Raw genomic sequence first — 15083 nt, 5'->3', positions numbered from 1 at the left:
TATTATAAAATATGATAGGGGATAAAATAATGGAATGTGAATTTCCTTCAGTTAATTCAAACAAACAAGAAATAAAAGAAATCTTTGAAGAAGTAAAGACAATTGCTGTTATCGGATTATCACCAGATGCTGATAAAGCAAGTCATAGAGTTGCTAAATACTTACAAGAAGAAGGCTTTAAAATAGTTCCTGTATATCCTAAAGAAGATACTATCTTAGGTGAAAAAGTATATAGATCACTTGGTGAAATTCCATTTCCTGTTGATATGGTAGATATATTTAGAGCAGCTAAAGCTCTAGAGGCTGTTGCGGATGCCTGTATAGCAAGAGGCGATATAAAGGTTTTTTGGGCTCAACTTGGTATTGTAAATAATGTTGCAGCACAAAAAGCAAAAGATGTTGAAATGAAAGTTGTACAAAATATGTGTACGATGATAGAACACAAAGCACTTAAAGGCATGTGATATTGTTAGATATAAATAAAATTTACGAAGCAAGAGAACGTATAAAAAATGTTATAGTTGATACCCCTTTTTCATACGCACCATATTTGAGTGAGATGACATCAAGTAAGATTTATCTTAAAAAAGAAAATCTTCAAGTAACAGGTGCTTTTAAAATAAGAGGTGCTTACAATAAAATTGCTTCCTTAACAGATGCTCAAAGAGCTTGTGGTGTGGTAGCAGCAAGTGCTGGAAATCATGCTCAGGGAGTTGCTCTATCAGCTTCAAAATTCAATATCCGTGCAGTCATTGTAATGCCGGAGTCAACACCACTTACAAAAATTGATGGTGTTAAGTATTACGGTGCAGAGGTTATCTTAGCTGGTACAAATTATGATGAAGCATATGCTTATGCACTTTCATACGGAAAAAAGAACTCTTTAACCTTTGTTCATCCATTTGAAGATGAAGAAGTTATGGCAGGTCAGGGTACTTTAGCGCTTGATATCTTGGATAGTTGTAAGGACTTAGATGCTGTAGTGATTCCCGTAGGTGGCGGAGGTCTTATAGCAGGTATGTCAACAGCTATTAAAAGTATAAATCCAAACATAGAAGTAATTGGAGTGAGTGCAAAAGGTGCCCCAGCTTTTAAAAACTCCTACGAGCTTAAAAAGCCTGTAGATAGCGTAAGTGTTAGAACTATTGCAGATGGTATAGCTGTTCGTGACACTTCTGCTATAACACTTAAATATGCTCTTAAAAATGTAGATACTTTTGTTAGTGTTGATGATGCAGAGATAGCAAGTGCAATTTTATTTTTACTAGAGAAACAAAAACTTGTTGTTGAGGGTGCAGGAGCTGCATCTGTAGCTGCGATGCTTCATGAAAAATTAGCTCACCTTAGAGGTAAAAAAGTAGCATTAGTCCTTAGTGGTGGAAATATGGATGTAACTCTGCTTTCTGTCATTATTGAAAAAGGTCTTCTGAAATCTGGTAGAAAAATGAAAGTAACAGTTACATTAATAGATAAACCTGGTTCATTGATGAGATTTACAGAGTTACTTAGAGAGTTAAATGCAAATATTGTACATATCTCTTATGATAGAACTTCAATCTCTCTTGATTATGGAGATGCCAATGTTACTGTACATATGGAAACAAAAGGTGAGACTCATCAACAAGAGATAACTGATGTTCTAAAAAATGAAGGTTATTTAAGAGATTATTAAGATGAAAGCAATAAAAAAAATAAACTTTAAAAACGCGATTATTAAACTTAAGATTCTTGATGATGGTAAACTTTTAGTTGTTGATTCTAAGACTAATGTAAGGTTTTTGGATATCAATACGCTAGGTATAATATCTGGATTTAAGGGAGGTATCTCTCACTCTAGATTTAAAAATAATGTTGTTGATTTTAGTAGTGATTCAAGTAACTTCTTGGTATTAAGTGAAAGTTGTAATGAAGCGCTTCTTTTTGATGCTAAAAGCAAAAAAATACTTGCAAAAATTGATAGACATCAAGGTGAAGTCAGTTGTGTTGCAATTGAGCCTAAAGATAGATACGTGTTTACCGGAGGCGATGATGGAAAGTCATGCGCAATTGATGTACAAACTAAAAAGATAGCATTTACGCTTCCAGTTCATGTTGATACTGTAAATGACATAGCATTTAGTGCAAATGGACAGTGGGTTGCAACTGCGAGTTACGATAAAAAAGTTCAAATATTCAGTATGACAACAATGTCTCAAAAGCATAGACTCACAGCACATGCAGACCCTGTTTTGAAAGTTCATTTTTTAAGTGAGCATAGACTTGTTAGTATAGATAAAAAAAATAGTGCGATTATCTGGGACTACCACAGTGGTAAAGTGATTACAAGACTTGAAGGTATACATGATGATGTGCTCAATATTACAACAAGTTCAGATGATAAATTCTTGTTTTTTGGAACTGAACTAGGTTATATATTAGTTTACGAACTTGAAAGCTATAAGCTTATAACAAAAAAATATATAAAAGTGACATCTTCTATTACTGCTTTATACTTTGACAAAAACAATGAACAGCTTTTAATTGGTACTCAAAAGGGTGACCTTCTTTTTTATAATATTTATGACGGTATGGATTATATAAAAGAAAAAGTAAAAGTTAAAGACTATGAAGCTATTCAAAAATATATTGAGCGAAATCCACTTCTAGAGTACACAAAAATGTATCAACTTATTACTAATTTGTGGGACATAACTCTAAAAAAAATAAAACTAGCATTTGAAGCCGGTGATAAACAAAGAGCAATAAACCTTTTTGAAAACTTCAAAAATATACCTTCGAAGAACACTATTATGCAAAATATCACGCTTGAGTATCAAGAGTTTGACAAATTCGCTACACTAGCAAAGCAGGGTAAATTGGCACTTGCTTATTCTTTGGCTCTAAAGCATCCGATGTATCAAGACTCAAAAATTTATAAAACTCTTGAACTTGCCTGGAAAAAGGCATTTGCTTTGGCACAAAAATATGCTATGGACCCTAAATATGCAGATAAAGCACGTGAAATACTTGCTCCATATAGAGGTATAACTCAAAAAACAAAACTTATTCAAGACCTTTTAACAAAAAACGAAGTATATAAGCGCTTTAGAATAGCAGTTGGACAAAAAGATTTTATAATAGCGTTTGAACTTATAAAATTAAATCCATTTTTAAAAGAGTTTTCTGACTATGATGCACTAATGAATTATGCTGACACTCTCTACATAAATAGTCAAAAATTACTTCAAGCTGGAGATTCTCATTCCGCAATTAAAATTCTTAGAGTCTTAGTAGATTTTAGTCATTTTACTGATGAAGTTAAATGCTTAATAAAAGATATAGAAAATAAACAGAAATTTTTTAATGCAATGGAAGATGGTGATATAGAAACAGCGTATAATCTTTTAGCATCTAATGAAGAACTTCAAGAGTCTGAAGATGGGAAAATGTTGCAAAATGAATGGAATACAGATCTTCAAAAAGCAAATAAGTATGCACTTAGTGGTGACTTGAAAATGTTAAACGAAGTTCTAAAAAAATATATAAAGATTAGCTCTAAAAATAATGCTTTGGCAAATATATATAGTTGGTATTATATGTATCAACTTGAAAAAGCTGTGAAGATGAAGAAAGAACAGACTCTTATAGAAAATGGAATAAAAAACTATATTTTATGCTTTGGATTAGAAAATCAGATAGAAAGTTTTTTTCAATTATTTAAAAATAGATATCCAAACTCAAAACTTAACCTTGAACTCCAAACTAAAGGCTCTATTGATATGTGGAGACCCTCTATGGTTGTGAAGTCTATCTTAGATTAGGTTTAATCTGTATGACTCTCACACAGTTTAACCTCTAATATAGTTCTTTTTAAATATAATAAGCGAATTTTTTATTAGAGGAGACTTTATGCAAATTAGTGGCGCACAGATGGTCATTGAAGCTTTAATCGCAGAAGGCGTAGACACAGTATTTGGCTACCCTGGTGGAGCGATTATGAATGTCTACGACGAGATTTATAAGCAAGATAATTTTAAACATATTTTGACAAGACACGAACAAGCTGCCGTACATGCTGCAGAAGGTTACTCGAAGGCTAGTGGTAAGGTTGGTGTTGCCATGATTACTAGTGGTCCAGGGTTTACAAATGCAGTAACTGGTTTAGCAGATGCTTATATGGATTCTATACCGCTAGTTGTAATTAGTGGACAGGTTCCTATGAGTCTTATTGGAACAGATGCATTTCAAGAAATAGATGCAGTTGGAATAAGTCGTTCATGTACTAAACATAACTACCTTGTAACTAACGCAAGTGACTTGCCTCGAGTACTAAAAGAAGCATTTCATATTGCAGCAACTGGCCGTCCTGGTCCTGTTCATGTTGATATTCCAAAAGATGTTACAGCCGAGATTGCAGAGTTTGATTATTCTATTGAAGTTGATTTAGAGACTTATAAACCTCATGTCAAAGGTAATCCACGTCAGATAAGAAAGGCTATGGACGCTATTGCAAAGTCAAAAAGACCACTTTTCTATCTAGGTGGCGGTATTATTAATGCAAATGCTGCTTATGAGGTTAGAGATTTAGTAAAACGTACTGGAATACCAGCTGTTGAGACATTTATGGCAAGAGGAACTCTAAGTCATGATGATGAACTACTAATCTCTATGCTTGGTATGCATGGTTCTTACGCTGCAAATATGGCTATGAGTGAAACAGACCTGGTCATAGGCCTTGGTGCTAGATTTGATGACCGTGTAACTGGTAAGATTTCAGAGTTTGCTAAAAATGCTGGAGTTATACATGTAGATATTGATCCTGCATCTATTTCTAAACTTATTAATGCTGATTACCCAATTGTTGGTGATGTTAAAAATGTTGTTATTGAGATGTTAGAAACTGCTTCAAAGATAAACTCGGCTAAGTATGAGGGTTGGAGAGATACTATTAAGAACTTTAATGAGCTGCATCCTTTAACATATCATGAAGATACAGATAGGATTAAACCTCAGTGGGTAATCCAGAGAGTAGGTGAACTACTTGGAGATGATGCAAATATATCTACAGATGTTGGACAGCATCAGATGTGGAGTGCACAATTCTATCCATTTAGTCGTCCAAGACAATTCATAAGTTCCGGTGGACTTGGAACTATGGGCTTTGGTTTTCCTGCTGCAATGGGTGTTAAGGCTGCATCTCCTGAAAAAATTAGTATTAACTTTACAGGTGATGGCTCTATTTTGATGAACTGTCAAGAGTTAATGACAGCAGTTGAGAAAAAGTTACCTGTAATTAACATTATTTTAAATAATAACTATCTTGGAATGGTTCGTCAGTGGCAAACACTTTTTTACGATAAACGTCATAGTGAAACAGATTTGAGTGTTCAGCCTGACTTTGTAAAGTTAGCAGAAGCATTCGGTGGTATTGGTTATAGAGTTACTACTAAAGAAGAGTTCGACGCAGCTCTAAAAGATGCAGTAGAGAAAAATATTGTTGCTTTTATAGATGTTGTAGTTGAGAGACTTGAAAATGTTATGCCAATGGTTCCATCAGGCGGAAGCTTGTTTAATATGATGTTATTAGAGAAAAAGGAGAAATGATGACTGAGATTAGTGAAAGAAGAGTTATTTCAGTTATTGTAGTTAATGAATCAAGTGTTTTATCTCGTATAACAGACCTCTTTTCGGCTAGAGGTTACAACATAACATCATTGACGGTTGCTCCTATTCCTGAGAGTAAATACTCGAGATTGACTATTGTAACTTCTGGTTCAGTTAGAGTGATAGAACAGATTACTAAACAACTTCATAAGCTTATACCTATTTTTAGAGTTTATGAACACGCTGATTTAGTTGAAAAAGAGATGGCTTTGATTAAGTTTCCTGTAACTGAAAACATTACAGAAATAAGTACTCTTTGTGATGCTTACAATGGCAAGATAGTAAATGTAGGTGAAAATGTAATTATTGTTATGGTTGCAGATGAACCTAAACGTGTTGAAAACTTTTTAAAGATTATCAAGAGATATAATCCTAAAGAAATCGTTAAAAGTGGTGCCGTAGCACTAGAGAGATAATTATGCTTTTTAGTGAAGTTGCTACTTACTTAAATAGTGATTTACAAGGAGATGATGTAGAGATAGACTCAATGAATGAGTTGTCTCTTGCATCAGACTCTCAGCTTACATTTGCAGTCCACAAAAAATATGCGAAAGAACTTACATCTTCAAAAGCAAAAGCTTTTTTAATTTCAAAAGACTTAGTAGAATTTATTCCCAAAAATGCTTCATACATAGTATGTGATGATGTGTCTATATTTATGGCATATGCAACAAAACTTTTTGCACCAAAACCTATAGACTTTGATGCTTTAGAAAGCGTGATAGGAGAGGGTACATATATAGATAACATGGCAAAAATAGAAAAAGGAGCTTTAATAGGCTCTAATACAACTATTATGGCGGGAGCTTATGTTGGTTCAAATGCCAGTATTGGAAACAATACTATACTATATCCAAATGTAACAATTTACCGTGATTGTATTGTAGGAGATAATTGTATTATTCATTCTGGTACTGTAATAGGCGGAGATGGTTTCGGGTTTTCTCATACAAAAACTGGTGAACACATTAAGATTTACCAAAATGGTAATGTTATTATCGAAAATGATGTAGAATTTGGTGCTAACTGTGCAGTAGATAGAGCTGTATTTAATTCTACTATTATCAAAACAGGTGCAAAATTGGATAATTTTATTCATATTGCACATAATTGTGAGATTGGTGAATACTCTATATTTGTAGCACAAACTGGAGTCGGTGGTTCAACTAAACTCGGACGAAACTGTGTTGTAAGTGGACAGTGCGCATTTTCAGACCATTTAGATATAGCTGCTTTTTCAACATTTACAGCACGTAGTGGTATAACAAAAAGCATAAAAGAGAGTGGTGGAGTCTATAGTGGATATCCTCTTATGGATCACAAGGCGTGGAGAAGACTTCAAAGTAAAATAGCAAAGCTAAATTCTTAAAAGGGTTATAATGAAGATATCAGAAATAGCTTCAATAATAGGAGCAGAGTTTTATGGTGAAGATTTTGAAATAACAAGTATGAATACACTAACAGAAGCTTCAAGTACAGAAATCTCTTTTGTTTCAAATTCAAAATATATCAATGATATTAAAAATTCTAAGGCCGGTGCTATAATAGTAGATAATGCTACAAAAGATTACGTACAAAATGGTTGCGTAGCCCTAGTAGTTGACTTTGCCTATTGGCAAATGGCTACACTTTCAAAATATTTTGCACCAAGTATAGAAGATAACTCACTAGCCGCTGCCCAAGTGGGTGAGGGTAGTAAAGTTTCATCTAAAGCAGAGATAGCAAATGGCGCTAAAATTGGTAAAAATTGTATGATAATGGCACATGTGTATATAGGAGCCGAATCTATAATCGGTGATAATACTATTATATATCCTAATGTCACAGTATATAGAGATTGTAAGATAGGAAATGATTGTATTATACATGCAAATACAACTATAGGAAGTGATGGTTTTGGTTTTGCGACATCAAAAATTGGTGAACATAGAAAAATTTATCAAAATGGAAATGTTATCATAGAAGATGATGTTGAAATTGGCAGCTCAACAACAATAGATAGAGCTGCCTTTGGTACTACTCTTATTAAAAAAGGTGTTCGCATAGACAACCTTGTTCAAGTTGGACATAACTGTATAATAGGCGAATATAGTGTTATAGTTGCTCAAACCGGTATCTCTGGTTCTAGTACTTTGGGAAGAAATGTTGTAATGGGTGGACAAAGTGCTACAGCTGGACATTTAAGTATAGCTCCTTTTAATACATTTGCTGCAAGAAGCGGTATAACAAAAAGTATCAAAGAAAGTGGCTTAACTTTTGCTGGTTTCCCTCTGATGGATCATAAGTTATGGTTGAAACTTCAGGTTAAAATCGCTAGACTATTAAAACAGTAAAATTAAGGAATTTATAATGTCAAAAACAATTGCATTAAGTGGAACTAAAAAAGGTATTATTTCAGTTGCTAAATTGGAAGAGCCATATGGAAAAGACAGTCATACTGTAGCTAGTATTGGTATTTCTCTATCTGGGAATGTAGATGCTCCAGAGTGGAAAGTACATCTTCCACTTGAAAACTTAGATGAAGTTATTGAAGCGTTACAAAGTTTAAAGTAGGTTAGACCTACTTTAAACTCTTTTTTTTAACTCACCTACAAACTCAGCAATTCTTGCAATACCAGTTCTTATAGTGTCAATATCGGTTGCAAAACTCATTCTAAAGTAACCTTCACTGCCAAATGCAACGCCAGGAACTACAGCAACAAGTTTTTTGTCTAATAACTCTTTTGCAAAGTCAAGTGAGTCAGAACTAACTTCTTTTATATTTACAAAAAGATAAAAAGCGCCATCAGGTTTAACAACACTAAGTCCATCAATTGCATTTACTAGCTTAACAGCTTCATCTCTACGTTCTATAAATGCTTTTCTCATCATTTCTATATCAGCATCTGCACTTCCATCAAGACCTGCTATTGCAGCTTTTTGAGTAATTGAGTTTACATTTGAAGTACTTTGACTTTGTAATTTTTTAGTAGCTTTGATAAGTTCTGTATCTGCTGCTGCCATATAACCAAATCTCCAACCAGTCATTGCAACTGATTTGCTAAGTCCATTGATAGTCACAGTTCTTTTATACATATCTTCACTAATTGCAGCACATGATGTAAATGTACCTTCATAAGTGAGTTTTTCATACATCTCATCAGATGCCACGATGATATCAGTTCCTTCTAGTACTTTTGCAATTTCAACTAACTCTTCTTTTGTGTAGATAGAACCAGTAGGATTGGAAGGAGTCGTTAAAATTAACATTCTAGTCTTAGGTGTGATTGCAGCTTTTAATTGCTCAGGAGTAATCTTAAATGAAGTCTCATCAGTAGTCTCAATCTCAACTACCTTACCACCACAATACTTAACAAGCTCTGGATATGTTACCCAGTAAGGCGCAGGAATAATCACTTCAGCACCATCTTGTATAGTTGCTGAGAAAAGATTAAATAGTGAGTGTTTAGCTCCATTATTTACAATTATTTGGTTTGGAGCATAAGTTAAACCATTATCTTTTTTCAACTTTGCTGCAATAGCCTCTCTAAGTTCAACAATTCCATCAACAGCGGTGTACTTAGTGAAACCTTCATTTATTGCTTTTATAGCAGCATCTTTAATTACTTGAGGTGTGTTAAAGTCAGGCTCTCCTGCAGAAAAACTAAGGATATCTTTACCCTCTGCTTTTAGTTCCTGTGCCAAAGTTGTAATAGCGATTGTAATAGATTCAGATAGTGTGTTAACGCGGTCAGTTAGCATAAGTGCCTCCAATAAAATATTGGTGACATTATACTAAAAAAATAATAGATATTTGTTTTTATAAAAGAGGTTTTGAAGTTTTTAGCTTTTCATAGCCTTAATAAATGATTCATATATGCTTTCTAATTCTAAATCTTCTACAAGAACGTTATTATTGTCTTCAACTAGGATATGCTCTAAAATAGCAACCCTTTTAAGTAAATACTCAAACATCTCTTTATTGATATCTGGAAGCATATTGTGCATAAATGGATCTTTACATCTCCCTTTTGCAATAACATGAGCAGGAATACCTATGGCAGTTGAGTAATCTGGAACTTCTTTAACAACAACAGAATTAGCCCCTATTTTAGAATACTCACCTATGGTAATATTTCCAAGAACTTTAGCACCAGCACCAAGTACAGCACCTTTTTTTATAGTTGGATGACGTTTTCCATGAGTTAGAGATACCCCACCAAGAGTTACACCTTGATAGATTAGTACATCATCTTCTATGACAGCTGTCTCACCGATAACAACACCAACACCATGATCTATAAAAACTCTTTGACCAATAGTTGCAGCTGGATGAATATCTATAGTGGTAATCATCTGGTTTAGACCCATTATTATTCTTGCGAGTCTTTTGAAGTTTGATTTGTGAAGCTTGTGTCCTATTCTGTACCAAGCAATTGCCCAAACACCAGGATAGTTGAAGAGAAAATCTATTTTTGAGTTTAGGGCAGGGTCATTTTTGTAAGCATTTGAAAAATCTTCTTTTATTTGTGCGTAAATTCCCATAATAAGCCTTAATTTGTTGTTCGTAGATAACCATTTTGTTCTACAAAAGTTTCAAGTTTTGCAAGTGTATCATCTTTTTCTTTCTCTGCAATAAAATCACTCATTATCAGGTCATTTTTAAGTTTTTCTAAAATTTCATTTTTATCATAACCAATAGATTCTAAGATATCTAAGATACTTTTTGACTCAACTTCATTTATGATTTTATAACCTTCATCATCAATTTTTATGGTGTATTCGCTTGGATGTGTAAAAAGGTTATGATTCATCCCTAAAGTCTCTTGATAAGCTCCAACATTAAAAAAACCAAGAAAGTACTCTTCTTCATCTAAGTTTATATCATGTAAATACAAGGGTTTCTCTGGGTTGAAACCTATCTCCCCATCACTATCACATGTTATATCCCACAAAGATGCAGCTCTTAATGGAGTGGAGTTTAAATGATGAATAGGCATTACAGGAAAATGTTGATCTAATCCCCAATAATCAGGTAAGCTTTGAAATATAGAAGCATTGATTAGGTATCTTTCTTGTAGTTTTACCTGTAATTGCTCAAGCTCATCTGTAGGGTTTGCTGATTTTAGATAAAGAGCTTTTTTTATAATATTATGAACTAATATTTCTGCATTTGATCTATCTTGCAAGTCAATGTAACCTAAATCAAAAAGAGTAAGAAGTGATTCCATATGATCTAGAGCATCATGAAGATACTCTATGCAGTTTTGATTACTAAGAAGCTTGTTTAACTCGATAAGTTCTTGTAGTATAGGAGGGTTTACTTCTTTAAAGTTTAGTAGTTTTTCTTGATAGTCTTGCGAGAAAAGTTCTAAAACAGGAGTAATAAGTAGAGCGTGCGAAGCAACAATAAATCTACCTGATTCAGTAAAGATATTTGGATGCTTAACCTTTTTAGCATTCATTATTTCAGCTAGTAAAAATACAACACTGCTTGAAAACTCATCTATAGAGTAGTTTCTAGATGTAGAAGGAGTGTGTTGATCATATTCTACGGCTAAACCACCACCAATATTGATGTTATTTAACTCTTTAGCTCCCATCTTTCTAAGTTCGGCATAGATGTTTCCAGCTTCACGAAGAGCTCTCTTTAGTGGTGCTATATCTGACATTTGAGAACCAATATGAAAGTGAATCATTGTTAAGTTGTTTAGCATATCTTCTTGAGAGAGAAGTGTAATAGCTTCAATGATTTCTGTTGATGTTAGACCAAATTTAGCATCCATGCCACCACTCTTAGCCCAGATGCCACTTCCTGCGCTGTGAAGTCTAACTCTGATGCCAATGTTAGGTATTTTTAAATTACACTCTTTTGCAACTTCTATAATAGTCTCAAGTTCGCCGAGCCCCTCAATGGTAAGTGTAATATTATGCCCGCTTTGAGCTGCAATAAAACCAAGAGTTATCATCTCTTTATCTTTAAACCCATTAACTGTTATATTAGCACCTAAATTAGTTTGACTCATTGCGAGAATAAGTTCTGCTTTACTTCCTGCCTCAAGTCCATAGTTAAACTTTTTACCTTGAGACATAATAGCTTCAACAGCATGTGGAAACTGATTTACTTTTAATGGAAAAACAGCATTGAAACTACCTTCGTATTTGTTGTTTTTTATTGCTTTATCAAAGTAAGAATAGAGTGTACGAATCTGTCTTCTTATAAGATGTGGAAACCTAAGTAACATAGGTCCACGCACATTATTAGAACGAATCTTTTCAGTTATCTCCAAAAGAGAAGGCATACTTTTATAGTTTAGTTTTATTAGGCCGTCTTCAATAACAAAGTTTTTATTTGACCATATGTTTAATCCAAAATTATTCATGTTATATATTCAACTTTTGGTGAAAATATTTATCTATATCAAAATATATTTCAGAATTTTGATTTTTAAATGTAAGATGCGACTTGTTTAGATCATTAATATTCTTAATTCCCATAACTGCTAAGACGACTTTCATCCCTTTGATTAGGTTAATATGATAATTTCCTATCTCTTTTCCTTCTTTAATAACTAGATATGAAGCTCTTTTCTTCTCATCTTGTGTTGCCATTCCAACGGGGCATACGTGTGAGCCAAAACCAGAACACATACGAGCACGTATACAGCCGCCACTCATCATAAAACCTCTCGCAATACCAATAGCGTCTGCACCCATACATAAAGTAATTATTGCATCATCAGGAGTTAAAATTTTCCCACTTGCTATGATTTTTATATCTTGACGTATTTCATGTTTTTTTAGCATTGTATCTAAAACGTATAGAGCATTATTTGTCGTAAGCCCAACTGACTCCATTAACTCTAGAGGAGCTGTAGCACTACCACCTTCTCCACTGTCAACAGTAATAAAATCAGGAATATTTCTACCTGCTGTTTTTCTTTTTGATATAGCTAGTACCATCTCATCAACTGCATTTGCATCTGAGATGACTATCTTAAATCCAACAGGCTTACCAGAGAGTTTTTGAAGTCTCTCAACAAAATCAAGTAGATGTTCAGTAGAGTCTGCATAAGGGAACCTGTTAGGTGAAAATATATCTTTACCTTCTGGAACACCTCTGTAGTAAGCAATATCAGCAGTAACTTTTGCAGCTGCTAGTTTTCCACCAGTTTGTTTTGCACCTTGTGCAATCTTTATCTCAGTCATACGACAAAACTTCATTACTTTTTGGTATTTTAGCTCATCAAACTTTCCATCTTCATCTCTAACTCCGTAAAGTCCTGAACTCATTTGAAAAATTGTATTTGCTATATCAGTTGGTACCTCTTTTGGAAAAGACTCTAATGGAGCTTTCCAATTTACTCTAAAAAGTACATGTGAGATAGTATCATAGATATATGTGTTTTGAGTTTTTTTATTAAGTAGAGCAGTTCTGTACCATTTTAAAGCTCTAGATCTATTAAAGAGTTTATTTCCTATTTTAAATAAGAACTCAGCCCATGGAGTGCTTTTTACTATCTCAAGATACTCAGCATTTTTTAAGTCTGGCTTGTGTGTAAAAAGATGGTTTGAGGTTAAAGAACCTTCACCTGTATTTATAGTAAGGTTTGTTTTTTTTCCAGCTATTGAAAATGCTCTTATGGCTTCAGGAGAAAGTGAACCATCACTCATAGCAGAACGGATAATAGGTGTATAAGATACAAATGGAATTTCTCTGTCTTTACCAAAAATTACAGATGTATCTTCGTCTACTTCATCGTCGTTTAGCACATTTGTAGCGTGTTTAATAATAAACCTTGAACCGGAAAATGGTTGAGCAACCGAAAATGACTTGTAGTTTGGTTTATCTTTTGCTGCTGTGTATACCCAGTCAACCTTGTCTTTTGAATCATAAAATGTCTCTTCTGCAAAATATTGACGAAGAGGTTCTCTTAATGTTTCAAATAGATATCTAAAACGACCAATAAGAGGATAGTTTATTAGTAAGGCATGTTTTCTTTGAACATATTTATCATATACATATAGCATTATTATAGCAAGGATACCAGCAAGTATGAAAAATTCAATAAAGTCTATAGATATAGCCCATAATATATGAAGGGTATCCATTAAAAATCCTTTAAGTCCATTGTCCGTTGAGTTTTATCTTCTAGATTCTTAACTGTCATAGTAGCACTTTGTATCTCATTGCTACCAATAATACAGAAGTATTTTACATTTTCTTTATCTGCACTTTTAATATGGTTTTTAAAGTTTTTAGCTTTATAATCAATAATCACTCTGTCTGTTTTTCTTTTCTTATGAGCTAACTTGACCACTAAGCTGACAGCTTCTTCGTCCATAGCTCCTATATAATAGCCTTCTCTTGATACTTCAGGCATAACAATAAGTTCCATAAGACGCTCTATACCCATGGCAAAACCAACAGCTGGGGTAGGGCGACCATCTAGGAACTCTACAAGTCTGTCATATCTACCACCACCTGCAATGGCACTCTGGCTTCCAATATTATCACTTACAAACTCAAATGCAGTTTTTGAGTAGTAGTCCAGTCCACGAACTAGATTTGTATCTATTTCATAGTCGATGTTATTATCTTCTAGAATTTTTTTAAGAGAACTAAAATCATCTTCACAATTTTTGCATAAACAGTTGATTAGTTTTGGTGCGTCTTTGTATAGTGCTTGGCAACTTTCATTTTTACAGTCAAGTACACGAATAGGGTTAGTGTCAAGTCTTCTTATGCAATCTTCGCAGATATCATCTCCACACCCTTTTACAAACTCTACTAACTTTTCGCGATACTGAGGCATACAGTTATTATCTCCAAGAGAATTTAGTTGAAGTCTATAACCGATTCCAAGAGCTTTTAAAATATCACTAACCATCATAATCATAGTAGCATCTTCATAAACACTATCAACGCCAAAACTCTCAACACCAAACTGATGGAACTCTCTTAGTCTTCCTTTTTGAGGTCTCTCATAACGAAACATTGGACCATGGTAGAAAAATCTGTGTATTCCACCGGCTTTATCTAGTTTTTTCTGGATAAATGCGCGAACAACACCAGCCGTTCCTTCTGGACGAAGACAGACATCATTGTCGCCTTTATCTATGAACTGATACATTTCTTTACCGACAATATCACTAGATTCACCAACTGAACGTTTAAAAAGAGCAGTCTCTTCGAGTAAAGGAGTTTCTATGAAGTGGTAGCCATACTTTTGAGCTATATTAGTAGCTGTATTAATGAAGTGAGTAAATCTTTCATAATCTTCACTTAATATATCATTCATTCCTCTGAGTGATTTAATCATTTGTTTCCTTCGTTATGTCTATTCGCGTAATAATTATTAAAATGAAAGAATACCATTTTTTGCTTATATATGATTTATTGAAGCCCTTTTTTTAAAGTAAGTAAGATTATTCAATGTATTTTAATAAAAAAATCTTAT

The 15083-nt window shown here is 33.7% G+C and carries 13 protein-coding genes; 8 read left to right on the top strand and 5 right to left on the bottom strand.

The window, feature by feature from the left end:
* Nucleotides 1-29: 29 nt before the first annotated feature.
* The 8 genes from ACLHDE_RS08015 to ACLHDE_RS07980 all read left to right on the top strand — a co-directional run bounded on the left by ACLHDE_RS08015 (nucleotide 30) and on the right by ACLHDE_RS07980 (nucleotide 8196).
* A complete protein-coding gene (locus tag ACLHDE_RS08015; protein WP_415395902.1) occupies nucleotides 30-464 on the top strand; it encodes a CoA-binding protein in 435 nt (144 codons plus the stop codon).
* Between the two features lie 2 nt (nucleotides 465-466).
* Nucleotides 467-1672 (top strand): threonine ammonia-lyase, encoded by a 1206-nt coding sequence (gene ilvA / locus ACLHDE_RS08010; RefSeq protein WP_415395901.1) that lies wholly within the window; start codon nucleotides 467-469, stop codon nucleotides 1670-1672.
* Between the two features lies 1 nt (nucleotide 1673).
* Nucleotides 1674-3800 (top strand): WD40 repeat domain-containing protein, encoded by a 2127-nt coding sequence (locus tag ACLHDE_RS08005; protein ID WP_415395900.1) that lies wholly within the window; start codon nucleotides 1674-1676, stop codon nucleotides 3798-3800.
* Between the two features lie 88 nt (nucleotides 3801-3888).
* A complete protein-coding gene (locus ACLHDE_RS08000) occupies nucleotides 3889-5583 on the top strand; it encodes an acetolactate synthase large subunit (RefSeq protein WP_415395899.1) in 1695 nt (564 codons plus the stop codon).
* Nucleotides 5583-6059 (top strand): acetolactate synthase small subunit, encoded by a 477-nt coding sequence (gene ilvN / locus ACLHDE_RS07995; protein ID WP_415395898.1) that lies wholly within the window; start codon nucleotides 5583-5585, stop codon nucleotides 6057-6059. The genes ACLHDE_RS08000 and ilvN overlap by 1 nt, the downstream gene beginning before the upstream one ends.
* Before the next feature lie 2 nt (nucleotides 6060-6061).
* Nucleotides 6062-7012 (top strand): UDP-3-O-(3-hydroxymyristoyl)glucosamine N-acyltransferase, encoded by a 951-nt coding sequence (gene lpxD, locus ACLHDE_RS07990; RefSeq protein WP_415395897.1) that lies wholly within the window; start codon nucleotides 6062-6064, stop codon nucleotides 7010-7012.
* Between the two features lie 10 nt (nucleotides 7013-7022).
* A complete protein-coding gene (gene lpxD, locus ACLHDE_RS07985; RefSeq protein WP_415395896.1) occupies nucleotides 7023-7976 on the top strand; it encodes a UDP-3-O-(3-hydroxymyristoyl)glucosamine N-acyltransferase in 954 nt (317 codons plus the stop codon).
* A gap of 16 nt (nucleotides 7977-7992) precedes the next feature.
* Entirely contained in the window at nucleotides 7993-8196 is a 204-nt protein-coding gene (locus ACLHDE_RS07980; protein ID WP_415395895.1) for a hypothetical protein, read from the top strand.
* Nucleotides 8197-8208: 12 nt separating this feature from the next.
* Here the strand turns inward: ACLHDE_RS07980 and ACLHDE_RS07975 are convergent, their stop codons facing one another.
* From ACLHDE_RS07975 to hisS, 5 genes are all read right to left on the bottom strand, one after another.
* A complete protein-coding gene (locus ACLHDE_RS07975; protein WP_415395894.1) occupies nucleotides 8209-9384 on the bottom strand; it encodes a pyridoxal phosphate-dependent aminotransferase in 1176 nt (391 codons plus the stop codon).
* 81 nt (nucleotides 9385-9465) lie between these two features.
* A complete protein-coding gene (gene cysE, locus ACLHDE_RS07970) occupies nucleotides 9466-10167 on the bottom strand; it encodes a serine O-acetyltransferase (RefSeq protein ID WP_415395893.1) in 702 nt (233 codons plus the stop codon).
* An 8-nt stretch (nucleotides 10168-10175) separates the two neighbouring features.
* Nucleotides 10176-12005: a biosynthetic arginine decarboxylase gene (gene speA / locus ACLHDE_RS07965; protein WP_415395892.1), complete on the bottom strand. Its 1830-nt coding sequence runs from the start codon at nucleotides 12003-12005 to the stop codon at nucleotides 10176-10178.
* A gap of 1 nt (nucleotide 12006) precedes the next feature.
* Nucleotides 12007-13734 carry a glutamate synthase-related protein gene (locus tag ACLHDE_RS07960; RefSeq protein WP_415395891.1) on the bottom strand — a complete coding sequence of 576 codons (1728 nt, stop codon included), beginning with the start codon at nucleotides 13732-13734 and terminating at the stop codon, nucleotides 12007-12009.
* Nucleotides 13734-14945 carry a histidine--tRNA ligase gene (gene hisS / locus ACLHDE_RS07955; RefSeq protein WP_415395890.1) on the bottom strand — a complete coding sequence of 404 codons (1212 nt, stop codon included), beginning with the start codon at nucleotides 14943-14945 and terminating at the stop codon, nucleotides 13734-13736. Before hisS ends, ACLHDE_RS07960 begins: the two co-directional genes overlap by 1 nt.
* Nucleotides 14946-15083 lie beyond the last annotated feature (138 nt).

The organism is Sulfurimonas iocasae (assembly GCF_047716755.1).
Classification (GTDB): Bacteria; Campylobacterota; Campylobacteria; order Campylobacterales; family Sulfurimonadaceae; genus Sulfurimonas.
This window is presented reverse-complemented; position numbering and strand designations above follow the sequence as displayed.